Annotated in this window: 14 protein-coding genes and 1 tRNA gene; 10 read left to right on the forward strand and 5 right to left on the reverse strand. The window is 71.2% G+C overall.

What is annotated here, in order from left to right:
• Positions 1–49: 49 nt before the first annotated feature.
• Both Q0818_RS02090 and Q0818_RS02095 read left to right on the forward strand, forming a co-directional pair.
• Positions 50–559 (forward strand): amino-acid N-acetyltransferase, encoded by a 510-nt coding sequence (locus Q0818_RS02090; protein ID WP_298870801.1) that lies wholly within the window; start codon positions 50–52, stop codon positions 557–559.
• A 102-nt stretch (positions 560–661) separates the two neighbouring features.
• Positions 662–1,324, forward strand: coding sequence for a hypothetical protein (locus Q0818_RS02095; protein ID WP_298870803.1), 663 nt, complete (start codon positions 662–664; stop codon positions 1,322–1,324).
• A 205-nt stretch (positions 1,325–1,529) separates the two neighbouring features.
• On the opposite strand, the gene Q0818_RS02100 is transcribed toward Q0818_RS02095, so the two are convergent.
• Entirely contained in the window at positions 1,530–3,065 is a 1,536-nt protein-coding gene (locus Q0818_RS02100; protein ID WP_298870805.1) for an amino acid permease, read from the reverse strand.
• Positions 3,066–3,217: 152 nt separating this feature from the next.
• On the opposite strand from Q0818_RS02100, the gene Q0818_RS02105 reads away from it, so the two are divergent.
• From Q0818_RS02105 to Q0818_RS02130, 6 genes are all read left to right on the forward strand, one after another.
• Positions 3,218–4,573, forward strand: a complete 1,356-nt coding sequence (locus tag Q0818_RS02105; RefSeq protein WP_298870808.1) for a glutamine synthetase family protein — start codon at positions 3,218–3,220, stop codon at positions 4,571–4,573.
• 1 nt (position 4,574) lies between these two features.
• Complete coding sequence (locus Q0818_RS02110) at positions 4,575–5,330, forward strand: gamma-glutamyl-gamma-aminobutyrate hydrolase family protein (RefSeq protein WP_298870811.1); 756 nt, start codon at positions 4,575–4,577, stop codon at positions 5,328–5,330.
• A complete protein-coding gene (locus Q0818_RS02115) occupies positions 5,327–6,682 on the forward strand; it encodes an aldehyde dehydrogenase family protein (protein WP_298870812.1) in 1,356 nt (451 codons plus the stop codon). Before Q0818_RS02110 ends, Q0818_RS02115 begins: the two co-directional genes overlap by 4 nt.
• Positions 6,683–6,832: 150 nt before the next feature.
• Entirely contained in the window at positions 6,833–7,612 is a 780-nt protein-coding gene (locus tag Q0818_RS02120; protein ID WP_298870813.1) for a 3-oxoacyl-ACP reductase, read from the forward strand.
• Between the two features lie 23 nt (positions 7,613–7,635).
• Positions 7,636–8,352, forward strand: coding sequence for a GntR family transcriptional regulator (locus Q0818_RS02125; RefSeq protein WP_298870814.1), 717 nt, complete (start codon positions 7,636–7,638; stop codon positions 8,350–8,352).
• Between the two features lie 374 nt (positions 8,353–8,726).
• Complete coding sequence (locus tag Q0818_RS02130) at positions 8,727–9,137, forward strand: dehydrogenase (RefSeq protein WP_298870815.1); 411 nt, start codon at positions 8,727–8,729, stop codon at positions 9,135–9,137.
• A 433-nt stretch (positions 9,138–9,570) separates the two neighbouring features.
• Here Q0818_RS02130 and radA read toward each other — a convergent pair whose 3' ends face one another.
• The gene (gene radA / locus Q0818_RS02135; protein ID WP_298870817.1) at positions 9,571–10,938 is read right to left on the reverse strand and encodes a DNA repair protein RadA; all 1,368 of its coding nucleotides are present in this window, start codon (positions 10,936–10,938) and stop codon (positions 9,571–9,573) included.
• A gap of 255 nt (positions 10,939–11,193) precedes the next feature.
• Positions 11,194–12,147: an L-lactate dehydrogenase gene (locus tag Q0818_RS02140; protein ID WP_298870819.1), complete on the reverse strand. Its 954-nt coding sequence runs from the start codon at positions 12,145–12,147 to the stop codon at positions 11,194–11,196.
• Between the two features lie 126 nt (positions 12,148–12,273).
• Between Q0818_RS02140 and Q0818_RS02145 the strand changes: the two genes are divergently transcribed.
• Positions 12,274–12,363, forward strand: a tRNA-Ser gene (locus Q0818_RS02145).
• A 96-nt stretch (positions 12,364–12,459) separates the two neighbouring features.
• Here the strand turns inward: Q0818_RS02145 and Q0818_RS02150 are convergent.
• Positions 12,460–14,181 (reverse strand): LamG-like jellyroll fold domain-containing protein, encoded by a 1,722-nt coding sequence (locus Q0818_RS02150; protein ID WP_298870823.1) that lies wholly within the window; start codon positions 14,179–14,181, stop codon positions 12,460–12,462.
• A gap of 10 nt (positions 14,182–14,191) precedes the next feature.
• Positions 14,192–14,842 carry a hypothetical protein gene (locus tag Q0818_RS02155; protein WP_298870825.1) on the reverse strand — a complete coding sequence of 217 codons (651 nt, stop codon included), beginning with the start codon at positions 14,840–14,842 and terminating at the stop codon, positions 14,192–14,194.
• Between the two features lie 297 nt (positions 14,843–15,139).
• On the opposite strand from Q0818_RS02155, the gene Q0818_RS02160 reads away from it, so the two are divergent.
• On the forward strand, positions 15,140–15,976 hold the full coding sequence (locus tag Q0818_RS02160; protein WP_298870828.1) for a universal stress protein: 837 nt from the start codon (positions 15,140–15,142) through the stop codon (positions 15,974–15,976).
• Positions 15,977–15,996 lie beyond the last annotated feature (20 nt).

Here is a 15,996-nt window from a genome sequence, read left to right on the forward strand (position 1 = left end):
GATGCCATGGCATCCGGGCCCCTTCGTCGTTGCGGCGTAGGCTGTTCCGATGACCTCACCCGCGCCGTTCGTCGTCCGCCCCGCCGGAACCGCCGACGTGCGACGCATCCACGAACTGCTCGAGCCGTTCGTGCAGAAGCGCATCCTGCTCGGCAAAGACCTCGTCGTGCTCTACGGGTCCGTGCAGCAGTTCGTCGTCGCCGAGGCCGACGGGGTCGTCATCGGGTGCGGCGCGCTGCACGTGATGTGGGACGACCTCGCCGAGATCCGCACGCTCATCGTGCACGACGACTGGTTGCACCACGGCGTGGGTCGGGCCATCGTGGAGGACCTCGAGCAGCGCGCGCGCGAGCTGGGGGTCGCCCGGTTGTTCTGCCTCACCTTCGAGGTCGACTTCTTCACGCGGCGCGGGTTCGCTCCGATCGGCGAGCAGGTGGTCGACCCCGACGTGTACTCGCAGCTCGTGCGCAGCCCCGACGAGGGCGTCGCCGAGTTCCTCGACCTCGCGCACGTGAAGCCGAACACGCTCGGCAACACCCGGATGCTCAAGCACCTCTGACGCGCGCATCGCCCGGCGCTGAGGGCTCCGCGTGCCTGTGAGCGTGCTGATGCGCGCGCGCCGTGGAATGCCGTCGCCGCCCAGGCGCCTACCCTGGAAACCATGACCGATGCCCCCCGTAGGCGGAGGCAGTCCCCGGCGGTCTACCGTCGACGTCGTCTCGCGGCGGGCCTTCTGGCGCTCGTCGTGATCGGCCTCGTCGTGTGGCTCGTCGCGGCTCCGCCGTGGCGCTCCGCCCCGACAGCCCTCGACACCCCCGCCCCCGCCGAGAGCACGCCCGCCGCCGCACCCTCGTCATCCGCGCCCGCGGCATCCCCGTCGAGCTCCCCGACGCCGACCGCCAGCGCGCCGTCGGGGCCCGTCGAGTGCACCGCGGCCGACATCACCGTCGAGGCGCTCTCCGACAAGGGGCAGTACGGCCAGGGTGAGAACCCGCAGCTCTCGATCCGCCTGACGAACACCTCGGCGAATCCCTGCACGATGAACGTCGGCACCAGCGCGCAATCGTTCACGGTGACCAGTGGCTCCGACGTGTGGTGGCGTTCGACCGACTGCCAGACCGAGCCGAGCGACATGGAGGTGACGCTCGCCGCCGGGCAGGTCGTCACCAGCTCCGCACCGCTCACCTGGGACCGCACGCGCTCCTCCGTCGGCTCGTGCGAGAGCGAGCGTCCGTACGCTCCGGGCGGTGGGGCGACCTATCACCTGAGCGTGTCGATCGGCGGCATCCCGTCGGCCGGAACGGCGTCGTTCGTCTTGCAGTGACATCGGGTCCGCGGCATCCGCTCCGGCCGGGTCGGCGTGCCGCGCCGATGCTCTGTCGCCGCATCCGTTCGGGGCGCGATTCCCCCTCCGGGGCGTGAGTCGCGCGCCCCGGACGGAGGAATGCGCCCCGAACACGCGAGGCCACACGCCGGAGGACACGCCGGAGGGGACGGATGACGCAGCGCCCGCCCCCTCCGCCGCTGGGTCAGGAGCGCCGGTCGCCGAAGACCTCGCCCTCCATCGCGTCGTAGCCCTCCCTCTGCGGGTCGCCGTGGAGTCCGCCGGAGAGGGCGTACTCCTCCTCGGGCGAGAGCACGAGGCGGTGCCGGCCGTAGACGGCGAAGGCGATGAAGATGACCGCGTAGACGACGATGATCGCGACGATCGCCAGGAGGTACGCGGGGTTCAGCAGGAGGCCGAAGAACACGACGGCGGCGATGATCGCGGCCGAGTAGGCGCCGAACAGGCCCCACGGGCTCTTGTAGGGGCGGAGCGCGTTCGGGAACTTCCGCCGCAGCACGATGAACGACACCATCTGCAGGAAGTACGCCACCACCGCGCCCCACACGGCGATGTTCAGCACGATGGCGCCGGCGGGGCTGGCATCCCCGCCCGCCGCCTGGACGACCACGAGGGCGAGGAAGCCGAGGACGGCGCCGAACACGAGAGCGACCCACGGCGTCTTGCGCGCTCCCGTGAGCGACAGCCAGCGCGGGTAGTACCCGGCCCGCGAGAGCGAGTACATGTTGCGTCCGTAGGCGAACATGATGCCCATGAGCGATGCCAGCAGGCCGACGAGCGCGAGGAGCGACAGCAGCGCCGCGGCCTGATCGCCGACCATCGCACGGAAGCCGTCGAGCAGGGGCTCGAGAGAGCCGCCCGTCGCCTCGGCGCCCAGCACGCCGGTGTTGAGGAACAGCACGATGAGGCCGGTCACGATCAGCGTGCCGCGGGCCCACAGCCCCGCGCGGGGGATGTCGCGGGCGGGGTCGTGGGATTCCTCCGCTGCGAGGGGGAGCTCCTCGATGCCGAGGAAGAACCACATCGCGAAGGGGAGCGCCAGCAGGATCGAGCCGACGCCGAAGGGCAGGAACTCGGTGTTGCCGTCGGTGGGGGCGATGTTCCACAGCGAGCCCCAGTCGAACGCGCCCGACATCAGCGCCATCGCGCCGAAGACCACGATGATGCCGATCGAGATGATCGAGACGATGATCGCGAAGCCGAACGAGATGTTCGCCCCCGCGGCGTTGAGAGCGATGAACAGCGCGTACAGGATGATCCACCAGACGAAGGCGGGCAGGCTCACCCCGGTCAGCAGTTCGAGCGCCGAGTCGGCGTACTGGCCCGAGAAGTACACGACGACGGCGGTGGTGGCGACGTACTCGATCGTCTCGGCCAGACCCGTGGCCAAGCCGCCCCACGGGCCCATCGCCGAGCGGGCGAACGAGTAGGCCCCACCGGTGTGGGGCATCGCCGCCGCCATCTCGCCGATCGAGAACGTGAGGCCGTAGTACATGATCACGAGGATCACGAAGGCGATCAGCATGCCGCCGAAGCCGGCGAAGCCGATGCCGAAGTTCCAGCCCGAGAAGTCGCCGGAGATGACCGCGGCGACCGCGAGTCCCCACAGTCCCCACACGCCCGCCGAGCGTTTCAGGGTGCGTTTCTCGAAGTAGCTGGCGTCGGTTTCCGTATAGGTGGCTCCGGCGACCTTTTTGCGGGAACTGCTCGAGGTGGACATGTGACCTCCAGAAGGATGCGGGCAGGCTTCGGGCTCGCCTTTGCGGGAAATCATGGCCCTCTATTGGTCGACCTGTCTACCTTTGGCGTGTAAGTTCCTCGTTACGTCCTCCGCATCGGAGGGCGCCGATGAGGCGAGAGGGACACGACACCATGGCGGGCAATCTCACCACTGCAGACCTGGATGCCGCGATCGAGGCGGGAGAGATCGACACCGTCGTCGTCGCCTTCCCCGACGCGCAGGGCCGGTTGGTCGGAAAGCGCGTGGCTGCGCGATTCTGGCGCGACGAGGTGCGGGGTCACGGCGCCGAGGCGTGCAACTACCTGCTCTCCGTCGACGTCGATCTCAACACCGTCGACGGCTACGCGATGTCGAGCTGGGACAAGGGCTACGGCGACATGCTGCTGGTGCCCGACCTCGACACCCTCCGCCGCATCCCCTGGCAGCCCGGGACGGCGCTCGTCTTCGCCGACCTCGCGTGGGAGGACCGCGAACGCGTCGTGCAGTCGCCGCGCGGCATCCTGAACGCGCAGCGCGAGCGCCTCGCCGAGCGTGGGCTCACCGCCTACGCGGGGACCGAGCTGGAGTTCATCGTGTTCGACGACTCCTTCCGCGACGCGTGGGCCAAGGGGTACACCGGGCTCACCCCCTCGACCGACTACAACGTCGACTACAACCTGCTCGCCACCACCCGCCTCGAACCGCTCCTGCGCGACATCCGCCTCGGCATGGACGGCGCGGGCATGTACTGCGAGGGCGTGAAGGGCGAGTGCAACTTCGGCCAGCAGGAGATCGCCTTCCGCTACGCCGAAGCCCTCGAGACCGCCGACAACCACACGCTCTACAAGAACGGCGCGAAGGAGATCGCCGACCGCCACGGCAAGTCGCTGACCTTCATGGCCAAGTTCAACGAGCGCGAGGGCAACAGCTGCCACATCCACCTCTCGGTGCGCGGCGACGGCGGCGAGGCCGTCATGGCGGGCGACGGGGAACACGGGTTCAGCCCACTCATGGAGCACTGGATCGCCGGCATCCTGGCCACCCTCCGCGAGTTCACGCTGCTGTACGCCCCCACGATCAACTCCTACAAACGCTACGCGAAGGGCTCGTTCGCGCCGACTGGCGTGGCGTGGGGCGTCGACAACCGCACGTGCGCCCTGCGCGTCGTCGGTCACGGTTCGTCACTGCGGGTCGAGAACCGCGTGCCCGGAGGAGACGTGAACCCCTACCTCGCGATCTCCGCGATCATCGCGGGCGGTCTGCACGGCATCGAGAACGAGCTCGAACTCCCCGCGCCGCTCACCGGCAACGCCTACGCCGCGGGCGTCGACACCCTGCCGACGACCCTGCGCGAGGCGGCGCGGCTCTTCAGCGAGTCGACGATCGCCCGTGCCGCGTTCGGCGACGACGTCGTCGAGCATTACCTCAACCAGGCGCGCATCGAGGTCGAGGCCTACGACGCCGCCGTGACCGACTGGGAGCGGGTGCGTGGTTTCGAGCGGCTCTGACGTGAACCGGACTCCCGTCGTGGGGCTCACGACCTACCTCGAACGCGCGAAGCAGGGCGTGTGGGACGTGCGCGCGTCGTTCCTCCCGCAGCAGTATTTCGACGCCGTGACCGCCTCGGGCGCCTCGGCGGTGCTTCTGCCCCCGCAGCCCCGGCCGGAGCAGGCCGCCGATGCTGTGCTCGACGGCCTCGACGGACTCATCCTGACCGGCGGGCTCGACGTGCAGCCCGAGCTCTACGGCGCCGAGCGCCACCCGACGACCGACCCCGCCCGTGCCGACCGCGACGCGTGGGAGATCGCCCTTCTCGCGGGGGCGCGGGAGCGCGGCATCCCCGTCTTCGGCATCTGCCGCGGTCTGCAGCTCATCAACGTCGCGATGGGCGGGACGCTGCACCAGCACCTCCCCGAGGCCCTCGGCACCGAGAGGTATCGCGTGGGCGGCGGCGTGTTCGCCGACAACGTCGTCGAGGTGGATGCCGGCACCCGGCTCGCCGGCCTCGTCGGTGCCGGAGACCTCACCGTCCACAGCTACCACCACCAGGGCGTCGACCGCGTCGCCGAGGGACTGCGCGTGACCGCGCGGACCGACGACGGGCTCGTGCAGGCCGTCGAGCTGCCGGGTGACGACTACCTCGTCGCCGTGCAGTGGCATCCGGAGGAGAACGCCGAGGACCGGCGCCTGTTCCTCGGCCTCGTCGCCGCCGCCGCGCGATACCGGGCCGAACGTTCCGATCACCACCAGGAAGTGTCCGCATGAGCACCTTCACCGTCATCGATCCCGCGACCGGGACCGAGATCACCACCCTCGAGCGCGCCGACATCGCCGAGGTGGATGCCGCCGTCGCCGACGCCGTGCGCGCGCAGCGCGCGTGGGCGGCCCTGGCCCCCGTCGCCCGCGCGGACGCGCTGCGGGCGTTCGCCCGCGTCGTCGAGGCGCACGTCGAGGAGCTGGCGGCGCTGGAGGTGCGCAACTCGGGGCACCCGATCGGCTCGGCCCGCTGGGAGGCGCAGCACGTCGCCCAGGTGCTCAACTACTACGCGGGGGCGCCGGAACGCCTGATCGGATCGCAGATCCCGGTGGCCGGCGGGCTCGACGTGACCTACCACGAGCCGTACGGCGTCGTCGGGATCATCGTGCCGTGGAACTTCCCCATGACGATCGCCGCCTGGGGCTTCGCCCCGGCGCTCGCCGCGGGCAACGCCGTCGTGCTCAAGCCCGCCGAGCTCACCCCCCTCACGGCCGTGCGGCTGGGGGAGCTTGCCCTCGAGGCCGGGCTCCCCGAGGGCCTCTTCCGGGTGGTCGTCGGGTCGGGCTCGGTCGTGGGGCAGCGCTTCGTGTCGCATCCCGACGTGCACAAGGTGGTCTTCACCGGCTCGACCGAGGTGGGCACGGAGGTCGCCGCCGGCTGCGCGCGGCTGCTCAAGCCCGTGACGCTCGAGCTCGGCGGCAAGAGCGCCAACATCGTGTTCGCGGATGCCGATCTCGACAAGGCCGCGGCGGGGGTTCCCGGCTCGGTCTTCGACAACGCCGGCCAGGACTGCTGCGCGCGCAGCCGCCTCCTCGTCGAGCGGAGCGTCTACGACCGGTTCCTCGAGCTGCTCGAGCCCGCGGTCGCCGCGTGGAAGGTCGGCGACCCGCGCGACGACGACACGCAGATGGGGCCGCTGATCTCGGCATCCCACCGCTCCACCGTCGAGGGCTTCCTCGACGGCGCCGACATCGCCTTCCGCGGCTCGGCGCCCACGGGCGACGGCTTCTGGTTCGCGCCCGCCGTCGTGCTCGCGCAGCCGGGCGACCGCATCGCGCGGGAGGAGGTGTTCGGTCCGGTGCTCGCCGTGATGCCGTTCGACGACGAGGCGGATGCCATCCGCCTGGCCAACGACACCGCCTACGGCCTCGCGGGCTCGATCTGGACCGAGAACCTCGGCCGCGGCATCCGGGTCTCGCGGGGGGTGCGCAGCGGCGTGCTCTCGGTGAACTCGCACTCGTCGGTGCGCTACTCCACCCCGTTCGGCGGCATGAAGGCCTCGGGTCTCGGCCGCGAACTGGGCCCGGATGCCGCCGAGCACTTCACCGAGACGAAGAACGTCTTCTACGCCACCGACTGACGCCGCAGTTCCCTCCTCCCGCCCGCCCCACCCCGCCCGCCTGCCCCCTCGTCCCACTTATGACGGTCCTCGTCCCACTCATGGCCGGTCTGGAGGCCCCACACCAGCCATGAGTGGGACGAGGTCCAGCGCGAAAGGAACCACCGCACCATGACCATCGACCTCACCCAGCGTCTGCGCGACCGCGTCGCGATCGTCACCGGCGGCGCGAGCGGCATCGGGCTCGCGACCGCCCACCGCTTCGCCGCCGAGGGGGCGCGCGTCGTGATCGCCGACCTCGACGAGACCACCGGGACCGCCGCCGCCGAGGCGGTGGGCGGGGTGTTCCGGCAGGTGAACGTCGCCGACGAGGCCTCCGTGGACGCTCTCTTCGACGGCGTCGCCGCCGACCTCGGCAGCGTCGACATCGCGTTCAACAACGCGGGGATCTCGCCCGCCGACGACGACTCGATCGAGACGACCGAGCTGCCCGCCTGGGACCGGGTGCAGGACGTCAACCTCAAGAGCGTCTACCTCTGCTCGCGCGCGGCGCTGCGGCACATGGTGCCCGCGGGGCGCGGGTCGATCATCAACACGGCGTCGTTCGTCGCGCTGCTCGGGTCGGCGACCTCGCAGATCTCGTACACCGCGTCGAAGGGCGGCGTGCTCGCGATGACGCGCGAGCTGGGCGTGCAGTTCGCGCGGCAGGGGATCCGCGTCAACGCCCTGTGCCCCGGACCGGTGAACACGCCGCTGCTGCAGGAGCTGTTCGCGAAAGACCCCGAGCGGGCGCAGCGCCGTCTCGTGCACGTGCCGATGGGCCGCTTCGCGGAACCGGAGGAGATGGCCGCGGCCGTGGCCTTCCTGGCATCCGACGATGCGTCCTTCATCACCGCGACGGCGTTCGTCGTCGACGGCGGGATCACCAACGCCTACGTCACGCCGCTCTGATCCGGACATGACAGGCTGAGACCGTGAGCGAGGCGCCCCTGGACGACCTGCGGCGGGCGGTCTACCGTCCCGTGCGCAGCGGCAACGCGCTCGAAGACACCACGGCGCGCATCGTCCAGACCGTGCGCCTCGGCCTCGTCGCCCCGGGGGAATCGCTGCCCGCCGAACGCGAGCTCGCGGCGCTCTACGGCGTGAGTCGCGACACCGTGCGCGAGGCGATCCGCGAGCTCGCCGACGCCGGGTGGCTCGAGACGCGGCGCGGGCGCTACGGGGGGACGTTCGTCGTCGACCCGGTGCCGCGGCCGTCGGAGCCGGCCGTGGTGTCGCCCGCCGAGCTCAGCGACGTCATCGCCCTGCGGGGCGTGCTCGAGACCGGTGCCGCGTGGGCCGCGGCCGGGCGCTCGCTGTCCGCGGACGAGCGCGACGTGCTGTGGGCGCGCCACGAGGCGGCGGCCGTCGCCGGGGGAGAGGACTACCGCCGACTCGACACCCTGCTGCACCTGACGATCGCCGAGCTCGCCGGCATCCCCTCTCTCGTTCCCCTCGTCGCCGACAACCGGGCGAAGGTCAACGCGTGGCTCGACACGTTCCCCCTCCTGCCACGCAACATCGACCACTCCACCTCGCAGCACGCCGCGATCGTGTCGGCGATCCTCGCCGGCCGACCGGATGCCGCCCACGCGGCGATGCGCGATCACCTCGCCGGGTCGGAGGCGCTGTTGCGGGGGTTCCTGGCGTAGGTGCGGGCCGTGCGGCGGTGATCGCGCCGTGTATCGGGGCGCCATGCTCGCCGTGGGGTGGATGCGGGAAGGGTCGCGCGGCGTTCTGGGGCGCGGTTGTCGCCGTGGGGCCTGCGGCGGGGTGGTCGGGTGGCGTGTGGGGCGCGGTGTCGCCGTGGGGTGTGCGGCGGGGTAGTCGCGCGGCGTGTTGGGGCGCGGTTGTCGCCGTGGGGTCGTCGCGCGACGTTCTGGGGCGCGTTTCTTGCTTCGGGGCGCGAGGATCACGCCCCGAAACGAGGACTGCGCCCCGAACCGAGAGGGCGGACGCAAACGCGGCATCGGGCGGGCACCGGGCCGGATGGGCGGGGGAGGGACGCCGCGGATAGGCTCGGGGGATGGCCGCGAGCAAGAAGCGCAAGGGGAAGAAGGTCGACATGGACTTCAAGAACACCGCGCTGACCGACGCCCTGCAGACGCAGGACATGGCGGCGATCGCCTTCGCCCTCCGGCACGGACCCACGGTCGTGCCGCTCATGACGCCGGGAGACGCCGACAACCCGCTCAGCGTGGGCGAGGTGTGGACGTACCGCGACCCGAACACGGGCCAGGTGGCCCTGCTGCTGTTCAGCGATGCGGCGCACAAGCCCGAGACGCTCCCGCCGCACGTGGCTCTGCAGTCGCCGCAGTGGCTGCGGTCGTTCCTGGGGGCGCACCAGGATGCCATCACGACGGTGTTCATCGACATCGCGGGGCCGCACCCGATCCAGGCTTCGCCCGCCGACCTGATCGCCGCGCTCGACGCCTGAGGGGCGGCGGGCTCCCGTGCCGACCTGGCGGCGTTCCGCCCGGTGCGTGCACGACGGCGTGTCGGGGTGACGACACGCCGATGGCGGATCGTCGGCCGCGGCGTGTCGCCGCCTCGGTCAGCCGTTGTGCACCCGCGCTGCCGTGCCCGGGAGCGAGGAGCAGCGATCGGATGCCGACAGATCCGGCGGGGGTGAGAAACCCGAGTCGCGTGGGTGAAGGACCCGTGCGAGACTCGGGGGCATGGAGTACCTGATCGCCGGTGCCGTGTGCGCCGCCGGACTTGTCATCCCCGCGGTCCTCGGGATGACCTCGCCGCACCGTCGCCGTCGGTCCGCTCCTCCCGGTCGCTGATCCGTTCGCCCGGAGAAGGCGAGCCGGCCGGTCTCGGGAGATGTCGGGACGTCGGGGGCGTCGCCCTCGATGCGCGATCGCTCAGAAGCCGGGTTCGACCTCGTCGCGCGGCATGCCTCGCACCTGCAGCTCGTTCAACGCCTGCGCCAGCTTGCGTGAGGAGGCGTCGAGGACGGTGTGATAGCCGAGCCGCTTCGCCTCGGACGCGCGCTGGGCGGCCTGCGTGACGTTGCGGATCTCGCCGGTGAGCGTGAGTTCACCGATCGCGGCGAGGCGCTTCGACACTTTGCGGTTCTTCACGGCGTTGGCGACCGCGATCGCGATGGCGAGGTCGGCCGCCGGCTCGACCAGGCGCACCCCGCCGACGGTGGAGACGTACACGTCGCGGTCGGAGAGGGTGAGGCCCATGCGGCTCTCGAGCACCGCGAGCACCATCGCGACGCGGGACGAGTCGACGCCGTTGACGATGCGTCGGGGGTTGGGCGCCGTCTGCCGGACCGCGAGGGCCTGGATCTCGACGGGGAGAGCGCGGCGACCCTCCATCGCGATGGTGACGCACGTGCCGGGCTCGGGCTCGCCGTGGCCGAGGAACAGCGCACTGGGATCGGCGACCTCGGCGATGCCGGTGCCGGTCATGTCGAAGCAGCCGACCTCGTCGGTGGGGCCGAAGCGGTTCTTGAGCGCCCGGACGAACCGCAGCGAGGTCTGACGGTCGCCCTCGAAGTGACAGACGACGTCGACGAGGTGCTCGAGGATGCGGGGGCCGGCGATCGAGCCGTCTTTGGTGACGTGGCCGACGATGATCACCGGCAGCCCCCGTTCCTTGGCGACGCGGATGAGAGCGGATGCCACTTCGCGCACCTGCGCCGGTTGACCGGCGGCTCCGTCGCTGTGGGCCGACGACACCGTCTGCACCGAGTCGACGATGAGAAGCCCCGGCTCGACCTGGTCGATGTGTCCGAGGATCGTGGCGAGATCGGTCTCGGCCGCGAGGAAGAGCTCGTCGTGCAGCGCCCCCGTGCGCTCGGCCCGCAGGCGCACCTGCGCGGCGGACTCCTCGCCGCTGGCGTAGAGCACGCGGCGCCCGGCGCGGGCGCTCTGCGCCGCGACCTCGAGCAGCAGGGTCGACTTGCCGACGCCGGGCTCACCGCTCAACAGGATGGCGGCGCCCGGAACGATGCCTCCGCCGAGCACGCGGTCGAACTCGCCGACGCCGCTCGTGCGCCGCGGGGCGTCTTGCGTGTCGATCTCGGTGATGCGTCGCGCGGCACGGGCCGCCCCCGGGGCGACCGGCGTGATGGATCGGACGATGCCCGTCTGCTCGGCAGCCTCGACCACCGTGCCCCACGACTGGCACTCGCCGCAGCGGCCGACCCACTTGAGCGTCGTCCACCCGCACTCGGTGCACCGGTAGGGAGCGGGGGCGGTTGCGGGACGACGGGATGCCATGGAGTCAGGCTACGCGGGGCCTCCGACATCGCTCGCGCCGGGGCGCCGGCATCCGGGCTGTGGGGCGGGGTGAGCCTGCCGATAAACGCTCTCCGCGCTGAGGAACGCGGTGCGAGAGCGTTCGTCGACACGGCGAGCGTTTATCGATGATGTGGGCGTGGGCGTGGCGGAGGGCAGCCGGTCGCTCGCATCCCCGGATTCCGCAGACGACGGCGTGACCGGCCGTGCGACGCGCGACGGCGTCGCGGCGGCGCCTCAGCCGCGCAGCGAGTCGGCCACCGTCGTGAGGGCGTCGGCCGAGCGCCGCAGCAGCGTCACCTCGCGCTCGGAGAACGGCGTGGCGGCGATCGGAACGGCGCCGCTCGCCGACACGATCGAGGGCACCGACAGCGCCATGCCGTCGACGCCGTGGAAGTCCGACAGCACGGTGCTGACGGGGAGGATCGCGTGCTCGTCGCGCAGGATCGCCTCCACGATGCGGGCGCTCGAGAGGCCGATGGCGTAGTTGGTGGCGCCCTTGCCCTTGATCACCTTGTACGCGGCGTCGCGGACGTCGACGGCGATGGCATCCAATTCGTCCTGGTCGAAGGAGGAGCCGTCGGGCAGCTCGAACTCCGTGATGGGGACGGAGCCGATCGTGGCGGTCGACCACAGCGGGAACTCGGTGTCGCCGTGCTCGCCGACGATCCACGCGTGGACGCTCGAGGTGGCGACGCCGGCGCGCTGGGCGATCTTCCACCGCAGGCGCGACGTGTCGAGCACCGTGCCGGAGGCGAAGATGCGCCGCGTCGGCAGGCCGGTGGCCTCCTGCGCGAGGACGGTGAGGACGTCGCACGGGTTGGTGACGATGACGTAGATCGCGTTCGGGGCGACCTCGAGCAGCTGCGGCATCATGTCGCGGATGATGCGCGCGTTGGTGGCGGCGAGCTCGGTGCGGGTCTGACCGGGGTTCTGCTTGGCCCCCGCCGTGATCACGACGACGTGCGAGCCCTCGGCGACCGACACGTCGCTACCCCCCGTGATGTCGCTCGAGCCGGTGAACTGCGTGCCGTGGGCGAGGTCGAGGACCTCGGCCTCGACCTTCTCCGCGGCGATGTCGTACAACGCGACGTGGCGGGCCGATCCGCGGATCAGCGCCGCGTACGCGACGCTCGCCCCCACGCTCCCCGCGCCCACGACCGTCAGCTTGGAGTTCTCGATCACGCTCATGGCTCGATCCTGGCAGCGCGCGCGAACCGGCTCCAGGGGGGTGCTTCGACGGTGGACGAATGGATGCCGGATGCCGGCCACGGCGCCGATTCGCGGCATCCGCCCTCGTGTCGTAAGCTTGTCGGCGGTGACGTGTCCGAGCGGCCGAAGGTGCAACACTCGAAATGTTGTGTAGGTTCACCCCTACCGTGGGTTCAAATCCCACCGTCACCGCCATTTCCACCAGATCAGCCCCGCATTCGTGCGGGGCTGATCTGCGTTCGGCGTGGGGTCGGTCCCCCACGCGTCCGCGGACCCCGGCCCGAAGAGGCATCAGCGTCCGGCGTAGTAGTGGCGGCGCACCTCGTCGGCGGTGAGCGCCCGGGTGTAGATCGCGGCGAACTGGATCTGACCCGTGAAGTAGGACGGGCCCGAATAGTCGGAGATCCCGTTCGAGGTGCCGTTGGCCCACAGGGCGAGGTTTCCGCAGCCGATCTTCCAGAACCCGGTGTAGTTCTCGGCCGACGTCGTGGTCGGGTTCGTTGCGACGAGGGTCCCGTCCACGTACAGTGCCATGCCGGCGGTGGACAGCGACGCGACCACCGCGTGCCAGGCGCCGTCGGCATAAGAGCGTCCGGCGGGGGTCGCGATCGTGCGGACCTGGTCCGGATAGACGCCGAACACCACTCTCCCCGTGCTGTCGAGATAGATGTGGCGGTCCCACTGCGAATCCGCCGCGGACTGCGAGGCGCTGCCGAATCCGACGATCTTGCCGTTCGAGGTCGAGGAGGTGCGGAACCAGGCTTCGAGGCTGAACGTGGTGGGGTTGGTCACCGGCCCGGGAACGAACAGGCACTGCGAACGACCGTCGAAGACGACGGACGTCGCGGGGAGATCACGGCGGCATCCGATGCTCGTCGACGATGCCGGGGCGACGGCGTACGTGGCGCGTCGCGAGCCGATACCGGAGAGGTCGTTCTCTGACTTGCTCGGCGTATTGGTCGGGCTCAGGGCGTAGGCGCCCTTCGTCCCCAGGGTGCCCACGGCGAGTTCCGCGTCGCGGCACGTGAAGAACGGATTCGTCCCCGCGGTGTCGCTCGTGCTGCTCACGCGCGCGGCGAATGCGGCACCTGTCGAGGACAGTCCGGTGAGCAGGGCGACGGCCGTCACCGTGACGACGATCAGCGGCACGACGACCCGACCGCCCCGGGTGTCGGGGCGGACCCGCAGTCCGCCCGGGGCGGCGACGGGAACGGGGTCCCGCACGAGCAGGGCCGCCACGAGGGGGAGCAGACAGAGGGCGATCACGACGAGGCGCATCGGGAGATCGAGGTCGGGGTGCGGGGTGAGAACGAAGGCCCCGTTCGACGCGCGGTCCGTCGTCGGGACGGTGGCGTCCTGGCCGCTGAGGATCCGCGTTCCTCCCGCCACGAGCGGGAACAGCCCCGTGTTCACGACGTGGAGGAGGGCGCCCGACCCGCCGTCGGTCGCTCGGAAGTCGAGCAGCACCATGTCGAACCATGGGCGCATCCACAACCCCACCAGTGTCACCGTCAGCGACCATCCGGTGAAGCGTGCGCTCCAGGCCCACCCGGGGCGCCGGTCGCCCACCCACGCCACCACTTCGGTCAGCACGGCGCCGAGGAGCAGCCACGGCGCCGCCTGCAGGAGGAAGCCGGCGCCGGGCAGGATCGCCACGACCCGCCCGACCACCTCGTCGAGGGCGACGGGCGCTGCGTCGGGGGCGCCGTTCAGGTCGCCGCGGGTGACGAATGATCCCTCACGTTCGTCGACGATGCGGTGCGTCACGGTGCGATCCCCCGTCGTGAAGGTGACGATGTCGTCGATCGCGTAGGACCGTTGGGGGTGGGTGACGACAAGGGAACCGACGGGCGCGGTCTGGCCCATGCTGGGGGTCTGGACGGCGAAGAGACGGATGCCGGTGGCGGCGAACGCCACGGCGACCGCGATCGAGATCAGCACGAGCGCGGCGGCGAGGGCGAAGGCCGGGCCCGCGGTGCGTCGAACGGCGGCCGCCGTGGCGTCAGTCGTCACGGGCGGGTGCTCAGCTGCTGAAGTCCCACGTCAGGGGCTGCGAGACCTGGAGTCCCGCGTAGGTGTTGCCCGCGGTCGACGGGACGGTCACCGCGAAGGTGAAGGGGACGGTCGTGCCGGAAGGGATCGACGTCAGGCCCAGCGCGGTCAGGAGGTTCACGGCGGAGCTGAATCCCTGCAGCGTGCCCGAGTACACCGTCGTGGATCCCGAGGTCACGACCAGCGTCATGGTGGAGCAGAGATTGGTCGCGCTGCCGTTGGGGGTTCCGTTCGCGGACTGCGAGCAGGTGCCGGGCGTGAGGGTGAACGCCGAGGCGTCGGCGGTGCCGGTGTTCTTGATCTTGACGTCGGTCGACACCGTCTGGCCGGGCACCATGGTGAGCGTGCCGCCGTACTTGTTGATGGTCGCGCAGGTGGCGGTGTTGGTCGAGACGGACCCTCCGTCGGTGCTGGTGCAGACGACGGACCCATCGGCATTGGTCTCCTGCATGATGAGGGTTCCGGTGCCGGCGGTGTCGACGGTGTTCTTGATCTGCGCCGTGAACGCGGAGATCGTGGGCGAGAGTCCGAGGGCGAGGATGAGGGATGCCACGCCGCCGGCGAGCAGGACGGGCAAGGAGAGGCGGCGTCGGCGGGACGGCGCGGGCTGAGGTGTGGGCACGACTGTTCCTGTCGGGTGGGTGGGGAGGTGAGGACACCCCTCCCTATCGCGCCCGGTGCATGTGCGAACGGGGCGCCGACGTCGTCGAAGGCGGGTGTAGCTCGCCGATCGGCCCGTCGGCGGGGACTGTGAAGAAGTGACCTCGGAGCTGTTCACCCCCGACGTCACCCGATGCCCGCGTGAGTCCGCCTGGACAGAGATGAGCCCCCTCGTGCCCGGTGATCCCGCCCCGGCGGGACCTTCGACCCCCGCCGCGGCCCGCGCTGCGCCTACCGTGCGGAGGGAGCGGAGGATGCCATGGGGAAGATCGTCGTGGGGGTGGACGGCAGCGCGGCGTCGAGTTCTGCGCTCGCGTGGGTCGTCGATCGATGCGGCACGCGGACGGCGGAGGTCGAGGTCGTCCACGTCGGCCCCGTCGCGGGGCGCACGGCATCGCCGAACGACGCGCTCGCGGACGCCGAGCGCGCCATGCGCGCCGCGGCGCCCGATCAGGCGGCGACGTTCCGCCGGGTCTCGGGGGCGGTCGCAGAGACTCTCGCGGAGGCGTCCGCGGGCGCGGATCTGCTCGTGATCGGCGTCGATCCGGAGCATCCCGTTCGAGCAGCCCTGGGCGGGTGGCTTCCCGTCCGGATCATCGCGCATGCCCGGTCGCCGCTGTGCATCGTCCCCTCCGGTTGGGAGCGACGGCAGGGGAGCGTCACCGTCGGGCTCGAGGACGACCTGTCGTCGTCGGAGGCCCTGACCTTCGCGGCGCAGGAGGCCGAGCGTTCCTCGGGTCGACTGCGCATCGTCCACGCCTGGCATCTCCCCGAACCCTCGCGCGACGGATCCGCGGCTCTGCTGGTGCTTCCGCAACGGATCCTGGAAGAGCATCGAGAGCTGCTCGAAGCCTCGGTCCGCTCCGTCACCCGGCGTTTCCCCCGCGTGCACATCGAGGCGGACCTCGTGCGCGCGGAGCCGGCTGCGGCCCTCCTGCAGCACGCCCCGGGGGCGGCGATGCTCGTCATCGGCACCCACCGCGATGGGCCGCTGACGGGCGCCTACGTCGGCTCGGTCGGCCGCGGCCTGCTCTGGCGGGCGCGGTGTCCGCTCGTCGTCGTCCCGTCCGCGAGTTTCCCGGCGAAGGGCGCGTGAAGCCCGCGGCGCGGGTGTGC

This window comes from uncultured Microbacterium sp., assembly GCF_947489255.1.
Taxonomy (GTDB): domain Bacteria; phylum Actinomycetota; class Actinomycetes; order Actinomycetales; family Microbacteriaceae; genus Microbacterium; species Microbacterium phycohabitans.